The organism is Amycolatopsis sp. NPDC003731 (assembly GCF_053586895.1).
Genome location: NZ_JBSFNC010000089.1, coordinates 1 through 16,097, shown reverse-complemented (window position 1 = coordinate 16,097; position 16,097 = coordinate 1). Strand labels below are relative to the sequence as shown.

Annotated in this window: 16 protein-coding genes; 12 read left to right on the top strand and 4 right to left on the bottom strand. The window is 71.1% G+C overall.

Annotated elements, in window-relative coordinates; translation table 11 throughout:
• Window positions 1-132 precede the first annotated feature (132 nt).
• From ACWDN5_RS30185 to ACWDN5_RS30170, 4 genes are all read left to right on the top strand, one after another.
• Window positions 133-492, top strand: a complete 360-nt coding sequence (locus tag ACWDN5_RS30185; RefSeq protein ID WP_191313234.1) for a DUF1844 domain-containing protein — start codon at window positions 133-135, stop codon at window positions 490-492.
• An 88-nt stretch (window positions 493-580) separates the two neighbouring features.
• Window positions 581-1,075, top strand: a complete 495-nt coding sequence (locus tag ACWDN5_RS30180) for a hypothetical protein (RefSeq protein ID WP_449678671.1) — start codon at window positions 581-583, stop codon at window positions 1,073-1,075.
• A gap of 46 nt (window positions 1,076-1,121) precedes the next feature.
• A complete protein-coding gene (locus ACWDN5_RS30175) occupies window positions 1,122-1,757 on the top strand; it encodes a GntR family transcriptional regulator (protein WP_449678670.1) in 636 nt (211 codons plus the stop codon).
• Entirely contained in the window at window positions 1,754-2,749 is a 996-nt protein-coding gene (locus ACWDN5_RS30170) for a 1-aminocyclopropane-1-carboxylate deaminase (RefSeq protein WP_449678669.1), read from the top strand. Before ACWDN5_RS30175 ends, ACWDN5_RS30170 begins: the two co-directional genes overlap by 4 nt.
• 15 nt (window positions 2,750-2,764) lie before the next feature.
• Here ACWDN5_RS30170 and ACWDN5_RS30165 read toward each other — a convergent pair whose 3' ends face one another.
• The 3 genes from ACWDN5_RS30165 to ACWDN5_RS30155 are packed head-to-tail and all read right to left on the bottom strand — an operon-like array spanning window position 2,765 to window position 4,838.
• Window positions 2,765-3,148 (bottom strand): RidA family protein, encoded by a 384-nt coding sequence (locus tag ACWDN5_RS30165; protein WP_310976596.1) that lies wholly within the window; start codon window positions 3,146-3,148, stop codon window positions 2,765-2,767.
• A complete protein-coding gene (locus ACWDN5_RS30160) occupies window positions 3,148-3,906 on the bottom strand; it encodes an IclR family transcriptional regulator (protein WP_310976598.1) in 759 nt (252 codons plus the stop codon). The genes ACWDN5_RS30165 and ACWDN5_RS30160 overlap by 1 nt, the downstream gene beginning before the upstream one ends.
• Window positions 3,903-4,838: a sugar kinase gene (locus tag ACWDN5_RS30155; protein ID WP_449678687.1), complete on the bottom strand. Its 936-nt coding sequence runs from the start codon at window positions 4,836-4,838 to the stop codon at window positions 3,903-3,905. The genes ACWDN5_RS30160 and ACWDN5_RS30155 overlap by 4 nt, the downstream gene beginning before the upstream one ends.
• Before the next feature lie 151 nt (window positions 4,839-4,989).
• Here ACWDN5_RS30155 and ACWDN5_RS30150 point away from each other — a divergent pair, with 151 nt between their 5' ends.
• Genes ACWDN5_RS30150 through ACWDN5_RS30115 form a run of 8 tightly spaced genes read left to right on the top strand, consistent with a single transcriptional unit; the run spans window position 4,990 to window position 14,897 of the window.
• Entirely contained in the window at window positions 4,990-6,297 is a 1,308-nt protein-coding gene (locus ACWDN5_RS30150; RefSeq protein WP_449678668.1) for an amino acid deaminase, read from the top strand.
• Window positions 6,297-7,892 carry an N-acyl-D-amino-acid deacylase family protein gene (locus ACWDN5_RS30145; protein WP_449678667.1) on the top strand — a complete coding sequence of 532 codons (1,596 nt, stop codon included), beginning with the start codon at window positions 6,297-6,299 and terminating at the stop codon, window positions 7,890-7,892. The genes ACWDN5_RS30150 and ACWDN5_RS30145 overlap by 1 nt, the downstream gene beginning before the upstream one ends.
• The gene (locus tag ACWDN5_RS30140; RefSeq protein WP_310976606.1) at window positions 7,889-9,277 is read left to right on the top strand and encodes a GntP family permease; all 1,389 of its coding nucleotides are present in this window, start codon (window positions 7,889-7,891) and stop codon (window positions 9,275-9,277) included. The genes ACWDN5_RS30145 and ACWDN5_RS30140 overlap by 4 nt, the downstream gene beginning before the upstream one ends.
• Window positions 9,278-9,325: 48 nt before the next feature.
• The gene (locus ACWDN5_RS30135) at window positions 9,326-10,450 is read left to right on the top strand and encodes a lactonase family protein (protein WP_449678666.1); all 1,125 of its coding nucleotides are present in this window, start codon (window positions 9,326-9,328) and stop codon (window positions 10,448-10,450) included.
• Window positions 10,451-10,458: 8 nt separating this feature from the next.
• Complete coding sequence (locus ACWDN5_RS30130; protein ID WP_449678665.1) at window positions 10,459-11,742, top strand: extracellular solute-binding protein; 1,284 nt, start codon at window positions 10,459-10,461, stop codon at window positions 11,740-11,742.
• Window positions 11,742-12,689 carry a carbohydrate ABC transporter permease gene (locus ACWDN5_RS30125; RefSeq protein WP_396136992.1) on the top strand — a complete coding sequence of 316 codons (948 nt, stop codon included), beginning with the start codon at window positions 11,742-11,744 and terminating at the stop codon, window positions 12,687-12,689. The genes ACWDN5_RS30130 and ACWDN5_RS30125 overlap by 1 nt, the downstream gene beginning before the upstream one ends.
• Window positions 12,680-13,528 (top strand): carbohydrate ABC transporter permease, encoded by an 849-nt coding sequence (locus tag ACWDN5_RS30120; RefSeq protein ID WP_449678664.1) that lies wholly within the window; start codon window positions 12,680-12,682, stop codon window positions 13,526-13,528. The genes ACWDN5_RS30125 and ACWDN5_RS30120 overlap by 10 nt, the downstream gene beginning before the upstream one ends.
• A gap of 1 nt (window position 13,529) precedes the next feature.
• A complete protein-coding gene (locus ACWDN5_RS30115) occupies window positions 13,530-14,897 on the top strand; it encodes a beta-N-acetylhexosaminidase (protein WP_449678663.1) in 1,368 nt (455 codons plus the stop codon).
• Here the strand turns inward: ACWDN5_RS30115 and erm are convergent.
• A complete protein-coding gene (gene erm, locus ACWDN5_RS30110; RefSeq protein ID WP_449678662.1) occupies window positions 14,894-15,637 on the bottom strand; it encodes a 23S ribosomal RNA methyltransferase Erm in 744 nt (247 codons plus the stop codon). The two genes, ACWDN5_RS30115 and erm, sit on opposite strands and share 4 nt — an antisense overlap.
• Window positions 15,638-16,097 lie beyond the last annotated feature (460 nt).

Sequence of the window (16,097 nt, the reverse complement as noted above, 5' to 3'; positions counted from 1 at the left end):
CGGAGGACACTCCTTCACCCTGGAGGGGTGAGACCGGACCCGGCCACCTGTACGGTGACGCGGGTGGGAGCGGGGCTCCACTTGCCGCCCCCGATCGCTCGGGGGCTGGTCGCTCGTGGAAGGGTACCAGACGTGTCAGAACAACCCTCCGAACAGCCCCCGTATTCCCCCGAAGCCCGCCACCTGGAGGACATCCCCAGCGTGGAGGTGATCAGCCGCGCGGCGGTGATGCTGCTGTCGGCCGGCGCCGAGCGGCTCGGGCTCGCCGACGCCGACCCGGCGACCTCCCCGCACCGCGACCTCGACGAGGCGCGACGGCTCATCACCGCGCTCGCCGGGCTGGTGACCGCCTCGGCGGAGTACCTCGGCCTGCACGCCGGGCCGTTGCGGGACGGGCTGCAGTCGCTGCAGAAGGCGTTCCGGGAGGCTTCGGCCGTTCCGGACGAGCCCGGGCAGGGACCCGGGGAGAAGTACACCGGCCCGGTCTACTGATTCGACTGCCTCGCATCGGCCGGGGCGAACAGCGGGAGGGGCAGGCCGGGCACCACCGCCCGGCCTGCCCGCGGCAGACTCCCGCATCGTGCTGACTCCCCTCGTCGCCGGCGTCTTCGCGCTCGCCGGAGTTCTCCTCGGAGCATTCCTCGAACCGGTCAAGGCTCGTGTCGCGGCCCGGACCCGGTTGCGGGAGGAACGGGCACTGCGCTCCGCCCAGCTCGTCGAGGCCGCGACCATTGCCCGTGACGCGGTCCTGTGGCTCTTCCGGACCGTACGCACGGTGGCGCCACCGCTACCCGCGGACGCCGAACTGATCGCCGAAGCGGAACAGCGCTACTGGAGCGCCCGAAGCGACATCAAGAAGGCCTTGCTGCTCCTTCGCCTGGTCGGGCCGGACGAGCTGATCGCGGGCGCGGTGGCGGTCGCCGAGGCCGACCGGGATTTGCGGGAGCTGTGGTTCGACCGCGATCCGGCGGCCCGGCAGTCGCATTCGAACGAGATGTTCGCCGCGTTGGACCGGGGTCGGCTCGCCCTCGACGAGTTCACCCACCTCGCCCGCCGGCTCACCACACCGCACTAAGCGACAGCCCTTGCCCGCTCAAGTACCGACATCTAACATGTTAGATGTGAGTCTCTCGAAGGTCACCCGGCCACTCCTCCGCGACGAGGCCTACGACCGCATCCGCCGCGCGATCGTCGACGGCACCCTGCCGCCCGGTGCGCCGCTGCGCGACGGCGACCTCGCCGATCAGCTCGGGCTGTCGAAGGCGCCCGTGCGCGAGGCGCTGCGGCGGCTGACCGACGAGGGCCTGGTCGACCAGAAGCCGCAGTCCTACACGCGGGTCTCCGAAGTGATGTCCCCCGACGTCCTCGACGCCCGCGAAATCGTCCGGTTGCTGCACGAGTTCGCCGTCAGGCAAGCCGCGCCGCGGTGCCGTCCGGAAGACGTCGCCGCCATGCGCGCCGCCAACGACCGGTTCGCCGCGGCCATCGAAGCCGGGGACGTCAAAGCCGCCGTCCAGGCCGACGACGAACTGCACGACATCCCCGTCCGCCTGACCGGCAACGCCGCCGTCGCCGCGACGCTCGACCGCTACACCCCGCTGCTGCGCCGCCTCGAGCACGCCCGGTTCAGCTCCGCGCTCGCCTGGAACTCCGTCGAGCGCCACACGAAGCTGATCGACGCTCTCGAGCAGCACGACACCGCCACCGCCGTCGCGGTGATCTCGACCATCTGGACCGAACTGCTGGAGGACCGATGACCCTCGCCGACTTCCCGCGCTACCCCCTGCTCTTCGGCCCGTCGCCGGTGCACCCCCTCGAACGCCTCACCGCCCACCTCGGCGGCGCCGGGGTCTGGGCCAAGCGCGAAGACGTCAACTCCGGCCTCGCGTTCGGCGGGAACAAGACCCGCAAGCTCGAGTACCTCGTCGCCGACGCGCTGGAGCAGGGCGCCGACACGCTCGTCTCCATCGGCGGCGTCCAGTCCAACCACACCCGCCAGGTCGCCGCCGCCGCGGCGCGGGCCGGGCTGAAGGCCGTTCTCGTCCAGGAAAGCTGGGTCGACTGGCACGACCCGCTCTACGACAAGGTCGGCAACATCCAGCTTTCGCGCATCCTCGGCGCGGACGTCCGGCTCGTCCAGGCCGGCTTCGGCATCGGGTTCAAGCAGGCGTGGGAGGACGCGGTCGCCGAAATCGAAGCGAACGGCGGGAAGCCGTACGCCATCCCGGCCGGCGCGTCGGACCACCGGCTCGGCGGCCTCGGCTTCGCGAACTGGATCGTGGAGCTCGAAAAGCAGGAGGACGAGCTGGGCGTCTTCTTCGACACCGTGATCGTCTGCTCGGTCACCGGCAGCACCCAGGGCGGGATGATCGCCGGGACCACCATCGGGAAACACCGCCGGATCCTCGGCATCGACGCGTCCGCCAAGCCGGACGAGACCCGCGAACAGGTCACGCGCATCGCGCGCAACACCGCCGCGCTGCTCGGCTCCGGGGAGATCCCCGACGTCGAGCTCGACGACCGCTACCACGCCGGGATCTACGGCATCCCCGACAAATCCACTGTGGACGCCATCGAAACGTGCGCCCGCCTGGAGGGCATGATCACCGACCCCGTCTACGAGGGCAAGTCGATGGCCGGGCTGATCGATCTCGTCGGGACCGGCGAGATCTCCCGCGAATCGACCGTCCTCTACGCCCACCTCGGCGGGCAGCCGGCCCTGAACGGCTACACGAGCGTCCTGGGCTGACCGCCCGCCGGCGGCTCAGTCCAGCACGCAGAGCACGTCGATTTCGACGAGCAGCTCGCCCGGGAGCCCGACGTACACCGTCGTGCGGGCGGGCTGCGGCGCGTCGCCGATCAGCTCGTCGTACACCTCGTTGAACGGCGCGAAGTGCGCGGTGTCGGTCAGGTACACCCGGACCATGATCGCGTCCGCGAGGCTCGAACCCGCCTCCGCCAGCACGGCCTCGATGTTCTTGAACGTCTGCCGGGTCTGGCCCGCGACGTCGTCGCCGACGACCGCGTTCGTCGCCGGGTCGAACGCGACCTGGCCGGCGACCTGCAGCAGGTTCCCCTTGCGGACGGCCTGCGAGAACTTCGCCGGCGGCTTCGGCGCGTTCTCGGTGGAAACTGCCGTCTTGCTCATCAGTGCCCCTTTCCGTTCTCCGTCCATCCACTGTGGACGGAAGCTTCCCTGGTCGCGGCCCGCAGCTCGGGCACCAGCGCCAGCAGGCCTTCGTAGTCGAGCAGCACCTTCGGCACCGACATCGACGCGGCGGCCAGCACCTCGCCGCCGGTCCCCCGGACCGGCGCCGCGATGCAGTGGATGAAGTCCTCGTGTTCGGCGTTGTCGACCGCGTACCCGCGCTCGGCCACGCGCTCCAGCTCCGCCAGGTACTCCGCGGGCGTGGTGATCGTGTTCGGCGTCCGCACCGGGTACTCGATCGACCGCGCGATCTCCTCGCGGCGGGCCACCGGCATGGCCGCGACCAGCACCTTCCCCACCGCCGTGCAGTGCAGCGGCGCGCGCTTGCCGATGCGCGAGTACATCCGCACCGAGTGCCGTCCCTCGAACTTGTCGATGTAGACGACTTCGCCGTCCTCGTAGCTGGCCAGGTGCACGGTGTGCCCGGTGCGCGCGTTGAGGGCCGCCAGCGCCGGGTGGGCGCTGCGCCGGACGTCGAAGGAGTCCAGGGCCTGGTTGGCGAGGTCGAACATGGCACTGCCCAGCCGGTAGTGGCGGGCGCCTTCGCGGCGGACGAAGTGGTGCTGTTCGAGGGTGCGCAACAGCCGCAGCACCGTCGACTTGTGCACGCCGATCTCGTCGGCGAGGTCGTCGAGGGTCCGCGCGTCCTGCGCGATCGAGGTCAGCAACGTCAGCGCGCGGTCCAAGCTCTGACTCATGTCCGCACCACGCCCTCTCCGGTCAGCCGCGCCGAACGCCACTCGTCCGGGTCCGCGTGCAGCAGGGTATCCACGACCGCGGGCGGCAGCGGCACGCCGACGTCGTCGTGGGTGAGCAGGGTGACGGCGGCCTGCAGGTGCCCCTGCCGCAGCCGCTCCAGCGGGGTGGCGCCGCGCAGGGTCGCGGCGAGGAAGCCGGCGGCGAACGCGTCGCCGGCGCCGACCGGCTCGACGACGTCGACCTTCAGCGCGGGCGCGAACAGGGGCTCCCCCTCGACCAGCGTCGCGCCGCGTTCGCCGTGCTTGACGACGAGCGTGCGCGGCTGCGGCAGCAGGGCCCGCAGCTCGGCCGGGTCGCCGGTCCCCCACACCCGCTGGGCCTCGTCGTCGCCGGTCAGGACGATGTCCGCCTGAGCGGCCAGTTCGGCGAGCAGCCCGGGGTCGCGGCCGGTCCAGAGCGCGGGCCGGAGGTTGACGTCGAACGAGATCAGCCGGTCGCCGCGGGGCAGCGCCAGCAGGGCGCGCACCAGCGCGAGGCAGCTGTCCGACAGCGCGGGCGTGATCCCTGACAGGTGCAACACGCGGACGCCGTCGAGATCGAGCCGGTCGAGCAGCGAAGGACCCATGCCGGACGCGGCCGACCCAGTCCGGTAGTAACGCACGGGACTGCCGCCGGCGCCGCTTTCCTTGACGTAGAGCCCGGTCGGGCGGGCCGGGTCGACCACACACGCGCTGACGTCGACGCCGTGGGACGCGACCTCGCGCAGCATCGCCCGGCCGAACGGGTCGTCCCCGACGGCGCTCACCCAGCCGCTGCGGATCCCCAGCGTCGGCAGGTTGCAGGCCACGTTCGATTCGGCGCCGCCGATGGTGCGCACCCAGCGCTTCACCTCGTCCGGCGGGCCGGGTTCGGCGGGCACGAACAGCGCCATCGTCTCGCCCACGCACAACACCTCGGGCCCGCTCGTCACTTTCCGTCTCCCTGCCCTTCACCCCGTTGACCTGTGGCGACCCGGATGCTACACCTAGGGCACTCAAAATGCGCAACAGTCGTTGCAACATACGCAACAGAGGTCGCCGCCGATGAATGCACCCGCCGCTCTCACCCTGAACGCCGCCGCGCTCGACACGCTCCGCCGGGAGCGGATCGACTGGCGCTTCCGCTCGGCCGCCCCCGCCCTGACCGGGCTCACCTTGGAAGAAGCCGCGGACCGCAGGCTGAACCTGTTCACCGACGGGTTCTTCGCCCCCTTCGTCGTCCTCGACGAGGAAGCACTCGAACACAACCTCCGGACGATGGCCGCGTGGTGCGCCGCGCGGGGCGTGGTGCTCGCGCCACACGGCAAGACGACCATGGCACCCCAGCTCTTCGCGCGCCAGGCGGAGCACGGCGCCTGGGGCGTGACCTGCGCGAACGCCGGTCACCTCCGGATCTACCGCACCTTCGGGGTGTCCCGGATCCTGCTGGCCAACCAGCTCCTCGACCGGGCCGGCCTGCGCTGGCTGGCCGCCGAACTGGCGGCCGACCCGGACTTCGAATTCCTCTGCTGGGTCGACTCGGTCCGCGGCGTCGAGCTGATGACCGCGGCCCTCGAAGGCGCCGAGCGCCCGGTGGACGTGCTGGTCGAACTCGGCGCCGACGGCGGCCGCACCGGCGTCCGCGACACCGCGACCGCGCTGGCCGTCGCCGAAGCCGTCCAGGCGAGCCCGGTACTGCGGCTGCGCGGCACCGGTGGCTACGAGGGCGCGCTGTCGCACGGCACCGACGAAGCCGCGCTGGCCAAGATCAGCTCCTATGTGGACAGTCTGCGCGACCTGGCGATCTCGTTCGCCGGCAAGGGACTCCTCGACGGGCAGATCATCGTCACCGCCGGCGGCAGCGCCTACTTCGACCAGGTCGCGAACGAGCTGACGAAGCCGTGGCCGGACGGCCTCGACGTGCTGCCGGTGCTGCGCAGCGGCGCCTATCTGACCCACGACGACGGCTTCTACCGCGAAATCTCCCCGCTGGGCGACCACCCGCGCATCGACGGCGTCGACTCCTTCCGGCCGGCGCTGCGGGCGTGGGCACAGGTGACGTCGAAGCCGTCGGACGAGCTCGCGCTGCTCACCATCGGCAAACGCGACGCGTCCTTCGACGAGGGACTGCCCGAGCCGCAGCTGCGCCGCACCCCGGACGGGCCCGCGGAGCCCCTCGACGGCCACGTCGTCACGAAGCTGAACGACCAGCACGCCTTCCTCGCGCTGCCGCCGGGGTCGCCGGTCGAGGTCGGCGACTGGATCGGGCTCGGGTTGTCCCACCCGTGCACGGTGTTCGACAAGTGGCCGCTGCTGCCGGTGACCGCGGCCGACGGCGAGACCGTCGTCGACTACGTCCGGACGTGGTTCTGATGGACGTCGTCGTCAGGAACGCCCTGGTCGCCGACGGCACCGGCGGGCCGCTCGCCCGCCACGACGTCGGCATCGACGGCGGGAAGATCGCGGACGTCGCCGACCCGGGCGCGCTGACCGGCGGCCGGACCATCGACGCCGACGGCCTGGTGCTGGCGCCCGGGTTCATCGACATGCATTCGCACTCCGACCTGCAACTGCTGGCCAACCCGGAGCACCCGGCGAAGATCACCCAGGGCGTCACGACCGAGGTACTCGGCCAGGACGGGCTGTCGTACGCGCCGGTCGACGACGTCGTGCTCGAAGCGCTGCGACAGCAGCTCGCGGGCTGGAACGACGACCCGGCGGGGTTCGACTGGAACTGGCGCTCGGTCGGCGAATACCTCGACCGCCTCGACCGGGGCATCGCCGTCAACGCGGCCTACCTGGTGCCGCAGGGCACGGTCCGGATGCTCGCCGTCGGCTGGGACGACCGGCCCGCCACGGACGCCGAGCTGGACCGGATGAAAGACCTGGTCGCGACCGGCTTGGCCGAGGGTGCGATGGGGATGTCGTCCGGCCTCACCTACACGCCGGGGATGTACGCGGAGACGAGCGAGCTGGTCGAGCTGTGCCGGGTGGTCGGTGAGCTGGGCGGGTTCTACAGCCCGCACCACCGCAGCTACGGCAAGGGCGCGCTGGAGGCGTTCGCCGAGATGATCGACGTCTCGCGCCGCTCGGGCTGTCCGCTGCACCTGGCCCACGCGACGATGAACTTCTCGGTCAACAAGGGCAAGGCGCCCGACCTGCTGAAGCTGCTGGACGACGCTCTCGACGACGGCTGCGACATCTCCCTCGACACCTATCCCTACCTGCCGGGCGCGACCTACCTTTCGGCGCTGCTGCCGAGCTGGGCCACCGAAGGCGGCCTCGACGCCACCCTCGCCCGGCTGTCCGATGTGGACGAGCGCGAGCGGATCCGCGCCGAGATCGAAGAGTCCGGTTCGGACGGTGCGCACGGTGTCCCGATCGACTGGGACGCCATCGAAATCAACGGCGTCCGCAACGAGCACAACGCCCACCTCGTCGGGCACAGCGTCGCCGCGTCGGCGCGCACGCAAGGCACGGAACCGGCGAAGCTGTACTTCGATACCCTGCTCGACGAGCGGCTCGGGACCTCGTGCCTGATGCACGTCGGGCACGAGGAGAACGTCCAGGCCATCATGCGGCACTCCACGCACACCGGCGGCAGCGACGGGCTGCTCGTCGGCGCCCGGCCGCACCCGCGCGCATGGGGCACGTTCCCGCGCTACCTGGCCCGGTACGTCCGCGAGCTGGGCGTGCTGGACCTCGCCGAGTGCGTCGCCCACCTGACCGGGCGGGCCGCACGGCGGCTGCGGCTGACCGATCGCGGGCTGGTCCGCGCCGGGTACGCCGCCGACCTGGTGCTGTTCGACCCGGAAACGATCGCCGACACCGCCACCTTCGAGGACCCGCGGCAAGCCGCCGCCGGCCTCACCCACGTCTTCGTCAACGGCGTCGCCGCCCTCGACGACGGAACCCCCACCGGCGCCCTCGCCGGCCACTCCCTGCGCACCCCCCGGAGAGCCCGATGATCCACTGGCTGCAACACACCACGGGCGGGCTGCTGACGCTCGCCGCCGTCTCGATCGCCGTCCTGCTGGTGCTGATCATCAAGCTCAAGCTGGAACCGTTCATCGCGCTGATCGTCGTCGGCCTGCTGACCGCGCTGGCCGCCGGCCTGCCGGTCGGGACGATCGTCGGCTCGGCCCAGAAGGCATCGGACTCGCTGCTGGAAAAGGGGTTCGGCAGCATCCTCGGGCACATCACGGCGATCATCGGTCTCGGCACGATCCTCGGGTCGATCCTGGAACGCTCGGGTGGCGCGAAGGTGCTCACCGGCGCGCTGCTGCGATCGTTCGGCGAGAAGCGGGCGCCGCTGGCCATGGGGGTCGCCGGGTTCGTCTTCGGCATCCCGGTGTTCTTCGACATCGGCATCTTCGTGCTGGCCCCGCTGGTCTACGTCGCCGCGCGGCAGGGCGGCAAGTCGCTGGTGCTCTACGCGATGCCGCTGCTGGCCGGCCTGTCGATCACGCACGCCTTCCTGCCGCCGCACCCCGGCCCGGTGGCCGCGGCCGGGCTGCTGCACGTCGAGCTCGGCTGGATCATCCTGATGGGCCTGGCCTGCGGGATCCCGGCGTTCCTCATCGGCGGCGTGCTGTATTCGACGTGGATCGGCAAGCGCATCACCGTCGACGTGCCCGAGGACATGGTCTTCGCCGAGGAGGAAGGCGAGCGCGAGGAGAACCCGCCGTCGCTGGGCCTGGTCGCGGCCATCATCGCGGTGCCGCTGGTGCTGATCCTGGCCGGCACGTTCGGCAGCATCTGGCTGCCGAAGGGGTCCGCGCTCGCCGGCGTCGCCGCGTTCATCGGCACCCCGGCCGTCGCCTTGACCGTCGCCGTCCTGCTCGCGTCCTGGCTGCTCGGCCTGCGGCGCGGGTTCACCGGCAAGGACCTCAACGAGCTGGCCGCGAAGTCGCTGCGGCCGGTGGCGATGATCCTGCTGGTCGTCGGCGCGGGCGCGTTCTTCGGCGCGGTGCTCTCGGCGACCGGGATCGGCAAGGCCGTGGCCGACTCCCTGCACGACGCCGGCCTGCCGGTGCTGCTCGCGGCGTACGTGATCAGCTGCGGCATGCGGATCGCGCAGGGTTCGGCGACCGTCGCCATCGTGACCACGAGCGGGATCATCGCGCCGACCGTGGCCCAGCTCGGCTACACGCAGATCCAGCTGGCGCTGCTCGTGATGGCGATTTCGGCCGGCTCGATCATCGCCTCGCACGTCAACGACGGCGGCTTCTGGATCGTTTCGCGGTACTTCAACCTGACCGTGCCGCAGACGATCAAGTCCTGGACCGCGCTGGAAACCGTGCTTTCCCTTTCGGGTTTCGGGGTTTCGGCATTGCTCATGGCCGTGGTCTAGACCATACTGGATCCCGTCACCGCCGAAACCCGTTGGGAGACAAAGACGATGACCGGACTTTCCCGCCGCACGTTCCTCGGCGCCGCGGCCGGCGCGGGGGCCGCCACCGTCCTGGGCAGCCAGCTCGCTTCGGCGGCCACCACGTCGAAAGGCTGCTTCGCCGGAGGAACCGTGTACATCGGCAGTTACACCAGCGGGGCGAACGGGCACGGGCTCGACGTCACGACCCGGTCCGGCGCCACGCTGAACCCCGTCCGCACGGTGCCCGGCATCACCGACGCCTCCTGGTTCGACCGCAGCGCCGACGGCAAGACGCTGTACGTCACCAACGAAGGTGACCCGAACGGGTCCGTCTCGGCGCTGAACATCGCCGACCCCGCGAACCCGAGGCTGCTCAACAAGGTTTCGTCGAAGGGCGGCGCGCCGACGCACCTGAGCGTGCATTCGAGCGGCAAGTACGTGCTGGCGGCGAACTACAGCTCCGGCAGCGTGGTCGTGCTGCCGATCCTGGCCGGCGGCAAGCTCGGCGCGGCCACCGACCTGGTGACCCACCACGCCGACGCCGGCCAGGCGCACGCCCACCAGGTCGTGAACGACCCGACCGGCCGCTGGGTGCTTTCCGTGGACCTCGGCGCCGACTCGGTCTACGTCTACGGCCTCACCGCCGGGAAGCTTTCGCTGCACCAGCAGCTGAAGCTGCCCGCCGGCGCGGGGCCGCGGCACCTCGCGTTCGACCACACCGGGAAGTTCGCCTACATCCTCCAGGAATTGCGGGCGGAGGTGACGGTGGCGAGCTGGGACGCGGCCACCGGCACACTGAAGGCGCTCTCGGTGGTCCCGGCCGTACCCGCCGGGAGCACCGGCGAGCTGTACCCGGGCGAACTCATCCTGTCGCGGGACGGGAAGTTCGCCTACGCCACCGTCCGCGGCCCCAACACGCTGGCCACCTTCGCCGTTTCCGGCGCCACGCTGAAGCTGGTGTCCACGGTGCCCACCGGCGGCAACTGGCCGCGGCACGTGGCCCTCGACCCGTCCGAAAGCTGGTTCTACGTCTCGAACCAGCGCTCCGGCACGGTCACCTGGCTGCCGCGCGACCCGGCCACCGGCCTGCCCGGCGCGGTCGCCGGACAGCTCGCCGTCGGCAGCGTCAACTCCGTCTACTTCGCCTCGTGAGGTTCACCATGAGACTGCGCCGCACCCTGCCCCTCGTCGCCGGGCTGGCCCTCCTGGCCGGCTGTGCGCCCACCCAGTCCGCCCCCGCGGGCGGCGGCGGGGACGACAAGACCGGCACCGTCCGCGTCTGGCTGTTCGACGAGGCCAACCGCGCGCCGAAGGAGGCCGCGGTCAAGGACGCCATCACCGAGTTCAAGGCCGCTCACTCCGGCGTCGAGGTCGACGTCCAGTGGGTGCCGGTCGAGGGCCGCGCCGACAAGTTCTCCGGCGCCTTCAACGACCCGGCCAACGCCCCGGACGTCGCCGAGTTCGGCAACACCGACGTCTCCAGCTACGCCGCCACCGGGGCGCTGGCGGACCTGACCGGCGACCTCGCGGCGTGGCCCGAGGCCAAGGACCTCATCCCGACCGTGCTGGACACCGCGAAGTCCGGCGGCCAGACCTACGGCGTGCCCTGGTACACCGGGATCCGGGCGCTCTACTACCGCACCGACGTCTTCACCGAGCTGGGCCTGAAGCCGCCGGCCACGCTGGCCGAGCTGACCGACACCGCCCGCCGGATCCGCGCGGCCAAGCCGGACCTCTACGGCATCGCCGTCGGCGGCAAGTACACATACGCGATGCTGCCCTTCCTCTGGGCCAACGGCGGCGAACTGGCGCAGGAACAGGGCGGCAAGTGGACCTCGGCGGTCACCGGTGAGCAGGCCAAGGCCGGCGTCACGCAGTACGCGAGCTTGCTCAAGGACGACATCTGCCCGCCCGCGCAGTGCGCGAACCTGACCGGCACGCAGAGCGTCACGGCGTTCGCCGGCGGCAAGGCCGGGATGACGATCGGCGGTGACTTCAACCGCAAGGCCGTCGAGCAGGGCGCGGTGAAGGGCAAGTACGCCGTCGTCCCGATCCCCGGCACGACCGCGGGCAGTACCGCACCCGCGTTCGCCGGCGGCAACCTGCTGGGCGTGTTCAAGGCGAGCAAGCACCGCAGCCTGGCGCTGGAGTTCGTCGAGCTGCTCGGCGGCGCGAAGTACCAGGAGAAGATGTACACGGCGATGGGCAACCTGCCGACGCTGAGCACCGTGCAGCAGAAGCTCGCGGCGAACGATCCCTTCCTCAAGCCGTTCGTCGACACGCTGAAGGCGGGCACGAAGTTCGTCCCGGCGACGCCGGCGTGGTCGAAGATCGACAGCCAGAACGTGCTGCCGACGGCCGTGCAGCAGATCGCCACCGGCGGGAAGGACCCGGCGGCGGCCCTGGCCGACGCGGCCGCGGCGATGAACAAGGCCTTCGGCTAGTGGTGACGCTCCAGGACGCCCCTTCCGTCACGGCCCCCGCGCGGCGGCCGCGGCGGAAGGGGGACGGCCGGGCCGCCGCGCTCTACCTCGCCCCGGCGGGCATCCTGCTCGCCGCGCTGCTGGCCTACCCGATCTACCAGCTGGTCCTGATCTCGTTCTACGACTACGGCCAGCCGCAGGCCGCGGGCAACGCGCCGCTGGTGTTCCTCGGCTTCGCGAACTACGCGGACCTGCTGTCCCAGGCGCAGTTCTGGACCGTGCTCGGCAAGACGGTCGGGTTCGCCGCGGCCTGCGTCGTCGGCTCGCTCGTCGTCGGCACCGGGCTCGCCGTGCTGGCCTCGCGGGTGCGTTCGCTGCCCCGGATGCTGCTGTTCCTGGCCGCGCTGGGCGCGTGGTCGACGCCGGCGATCGCGGGCTCCTACGTCTGGCTGTTCCTCTTCGACACCGACTTCGGGCTGGTCAACGAGGTGCTGTCCGGCTTGGGGCTGCCGTTCGAGCACCACTCGTGGACGTTCGGCACGCTCGGCGCGTTCGGCTTGGTCGCGGCCGAGGTGATCTGGTGCTCGTTCCCGTTCGTGCTGGTCACGATGTACGCCGGGATCAAGGGCGTGCCGGACGAGGTGCTCGAAGCGGCGTCGCTCGACGGCGCGTCGGCCTGGCGCACGACGTGGACGATCGTGCTTCCGATGGTGCGGCCGCTGCTGATGATCGCGACCGTCCAGTCGATCATCTGGGACTTCAAGGTGTTCACCCAGATCTACGTGATGACCAACGGCGGCGGCGTGGCCGGGCGGAACCTCGTGCTCAACGTGTATGCCTACCAACAGGCCTTCGCCGGGCAGGAGTACGGCCTCGGCTCGGCGATCGGAGTCGTGATGACGCTGTTGCTGCTGTCGGTGACCGGGCTGTACGTCCGGTCGCAGCGCCGGAGCGCGGCATGGCTGTGAAGCGTCCCGGGCGTCTGATCGCCGAAGTCGTCACGGTCGTGATCGCCGGGATCGTGGCGTTCCCGCTGTACTGGATGCTGCTGTCGGCCCTGAAGCCCGCGGGCGAAATCCAGTCGGCGTCACCGAAGCCGTGGACGTTCAGCCCCTCGTTCGACAGCTTCTCGCGCGTGCTGACCGTTTCGGGGTTCGGACGGTACTTCGTCAACAGCCTGCTCGTGGCCTTGGTCGTCGTGGTTCTGTCGCTGCTGCTGTCGTTCCTCTCGGCCGTGGCGCTGACGCGGTTTTCCTTCAAGGGGCGGACCGTGCTCCTGGTGATGACGCTGGTCGCGCAGATGGTGCCGGTGGAGGCGCTGACCATCCCGCTGTTCTTCCTGATGCGGTCCCTCGGCGGGGCCGTACCGGCGCTGGGTCTCAACGAGCTGGGGTCGCTGGTGCTGGTGCACCTGGCGTTCAGCCTGCCGTTCGCGATCTGGATGCTGCGCGGGTTCGTCGCCGCGGTGCCGGTGGAGCTCGAAGAGGCCGCGAAGCTCGACGGCGCGTCGCGGATGCGGTTCACCTGGCAGATCCTGTTCCCGCTGGTGGCGCCCGGGCTGGTCGCGGTCAGCGTGCTGGCGTTCATCCACGCGTGGAACGACTTCCTGTTCGCCAAGACGTTCATCGTGTCCAAGACCGAGAACCAGACGCTGCCGCAGGCGATTCTCGTGTTCTTCAAGCCGGAGGACACGGACTGGGGCGCGGTGATGGCGTCCTCGACGCTGATGACGATCCCGGTGCTGGTGTTCTTCGTCCTCGTCCAACGACGGCTGGTGTCCGGCATGGCCGGCGCCGTGAAGGGCTGACATGGCTTTCGACACCCTGCTCCCCCGGCCGGTTTCGGTCACGCCCCGGCCCGGCTCGTGCCCGTGGCCGTCCACTGTGGACGTCCGATCCGCTTCCCTGCCGCCCGAGGGGTACCGGCTTTCCCTCTCCCCTTCCGGCGTGGTTCTCGAGGTGGCTGATCCCGCCGGAGAGGTCTACGGGCGCGAGACGTTGCGGCAGCTGGCGGGGCCTTCGGCGTTCCGGGTGGCCGGGTTCGCGCCTTCGTCGTTGCCGTGCGGGGTCGTCGAGGACCATCCCCGCTTCGGGTGGCGCGGGTGCCTGCTCGACGTCGCCCGGCACTTCCGGACGAAGGCCGAGGTGCTCCGGTTCGTCGACCTGCTGGCCGCGCACAAGCTGAACGTGCTGAACCTGCACCTCACCGACGACCAGGGCTGGCGCTTCGAGGTCCCGGCGTTCCCCCGGCTGACGTCGGTGGGCGGCTGGCGGCCGTCGTCGATGGTGGGCAGCGGCGGTGAGCAGGACGGCCGCCCGCACGGCGGGTTCTACACGGGCGACGACCTGCGGGAAATCGTGGCGTACGCGGCTTCCCGGGCCATTACGGTGGTCCCGGAGATCGACATCCCCGGGCATGCTCGGGCGGCTCTGGCGGCTTACCCTTCCCTGGGGACTTCGTCGTCCTACGAAGTCTGGGATTCCTGGGGCATCAGCACTTCGCTGCTTTCGCCGACGCCGTCCACTTCGGACTTCTTCCGGCAGGTGTTCGACCACCTGCTGGACATCTTCCCGTCCCCGGTGATCGCCCTGGGCGGCGACGAGACGCCGGGAGCGACCGACGAGCACCGCGCGTTCGTCCGGCAGCTGGCCGCGTACCTGGTGTCCCGCGGCCGCACACCGATGGGCTGGGACGAGGTCCTCGACATCGACGGCCTCCCCCCGATGGTGATCGGCTCGTGGCGCAACGAGGAAGCGGGCCGGCGCGCGGCCGCGCTCGGGCACGACGTGGTGATGTGCCCGGAGCAGCACGTGTACCTGGACCACCGGCAGTCGGCGGACTCCTCCGAGCCGATCCCGGTCGGCTGGGTCCACACGCTGGAGGACGTGTACGGGTACTCGCCCGCGTTGGAGGGCCCGCGGCTGCGCGGGGTGCAGGCGCAGGTGTGGAGCGAGCACCTGGACAGCGTGCGGCGGGTGGACTACATGGCCTTTCCGCGGCTGTCGGCGTTTGCCGAGGTGGCTTGGAGTTCCGGGCCGCGGGACTACGCGGAGTTCCTGCCGCGGTTGCGGGACCACCACCTGCCGCGGCTGGACGCGCTCGGTGTGGAGTACCGGCCGTTGGACGGGCCGCACCCGTGGCAGCTGCGGCCGGGCGTGCCGGGCCGGCCGCGCTAGCCGTTCCACAACGCGGCCCACTGCGCCGGGGTGAGATCACGCGGCAGGGCCGATGGCGGGACGCCCGCGGCCTTCAGGGTGGCGCGCCACGGTCCCGGAGCCACGTCCGCGAGGATGCGCTCGATCCCGCGGCCGCGGCCGGTGAAGACGTTGCGCACGAAGTGTTCGTAGCCGGCCCGTTCGGCCGGGTCGACGAGCGGTGCACGCCGCCGGGAAACGGTGAGGAGCCCGCCGTCGACACTCGGTTTCGGCCGGAACCCGCCGGCCGGGACGCGTGCGTGCAGGGTGAAGCCGAACCAGGGCGCGGCCTGGGCGGTCAGCATGGTCCGGCCGCCGACGCCGGCGCGTTTGCGCGCCACCTCCCACTGCGTGAGGAGGACGGCCTCGGCCCAGTCACCGGCGGTGAGAAGGCGCCGCAGGATCGGCGTGGTGAGGTGGAACGGCAGGTTGCCGACGACGACCGGCCGGTCCAGCGGGATCCGCAGGGCATCGCCGTGGACCACGGACACCGAAGGAAGGTGTCGGCGGAGCCGGCGCACGCGGTGCTCGTCGAGGTCGACGGCCCGGACGTCACGCCCGAGCGTCGCGAGCCGCCGGGTGATCGCGCCGTCGCCGGCGCCGATCTCGAGGATCGGGCCTTCGGTTTCGCGGACGAGCCGGACGATCGTGTGGATGGTCGGGAGGTGGTGCAGGAAGTTCTGGCCGAGTTCGTGGCGGCCGCCGTGGACGGAGCGGGACAAGGGAGGCACTCCAGACTTGCGGAATGGAGCACCCGGGGGGTCGCTCGACCGCCTCCGGGTGCCGGGGCATCCGGAAGTACGGCGCGATCGGATCTTCAGCGAGACGCGCCGTCAGGCGCGGCGGGGCCGCTGAGCCTCACGCCCGCAGGCGGGCATCCACAAGGTTCCCATGGCCGCGGAGAGTACAAGCCGCCGGCGCCGCCGGGCGAGCGATTTACGGCGGCAGGGTCACGGTGGTCCGGCCGGCTCAGAGCCGGTGTTCCTGCGGCAGGTTCCGGCCCACCTGCAGAGTCGGAGCGCGCTTCGGATACCTCGCCGGCCCGAACGGCACGCGGAAGCCCGAACCGGCACCCCGCCCAGACCTGCCCCGCCACCCCGATCCGAAGCCAAAACACGGCCGGTGGTGCCGGGTCAAGGCACGCTTTCCCGCCTTGACGCGGTACCACCGGCCGTAGTGACA

Coding starts and splice junctions, on each gene's coding strand:
- ACWDN5_RS30155 (WP_449678687.1), bottom strand. CDS start 4,838: ATGGCGCTGTTCGTGCCCGCCGAACCCGGCCCGCCGGACGAGGTGAAG.
- ACWDN5_RS30135 (WP_449678666.1), top strand. CDS start 9,326: ATGACCGGACTTTCCCGCCGCACGTTCCTCGGCGCCGCGGCCGGCGCG.
- ACWDN5_RS30120 (WP_449678664.1), top strand. CDS start 12,680: ATGGCTGTGAAGCGTCCCGGGCGTCTGATCGCCGAAGTCGTCACGGTC.
- ACWDN5_RS30140 (WP_310976606.1), top strand. CDS start 7,889: ATGATCCACTGGCTGCAACACACCACGGGCGGGCTGCTGACGCTCGCC.
- ACWDN5_RS30160 (WP_310976598.1), bottom strand. CDS start 3,906: ATGAGTCAGAGCTTGGACCGCGCGCTGACGTTGCTGACCTCGATCGCG.
- ACWDN5_RS30115 (WP_449678663.1), top strand. CDS start 13,530: ATGGCTTTCGACACCCTGCTCCCCCGGCCGGTTTCGGTCACGCCCCGG.
- ACWDN5_RS30130 (WP_449678665.1), top strand. CDS start 10,459: ATGAGACTGCGCCGCACCCTGCCCCTCGTCGCCGGGCTGGCCCTCCTG.
- ACWDN5_RS30145 (WP_449678667.1), top strand. CDS start 6,297: ATGGACGTCGTCGTCAGGAACGCCCTGGTCGCCGACGGCACCGGCGGG.
- ACWDN5_RS30150 (WP_449678668.1), top strand. CDS start 4,990: ATGAATGCACCCGCCGCTCTCACCCTGAACGCCGCCGCGCTCGACACG.
- ACWDN5_RS30170 (WP_449678669.1), top strand. CDS start 1,754: ATGACCCTCGCCGACTTCCCGCGCTACCCCCTGCTCTTCGGCCCGTCG.
- ACWDN5_RS30165 (WP_310976596.1), bottom strand. CDS start 3,148: ATGAGCAAGACGGCAGTTTCCACCGAGAACGCGCCGAAGCCGCCGGCG.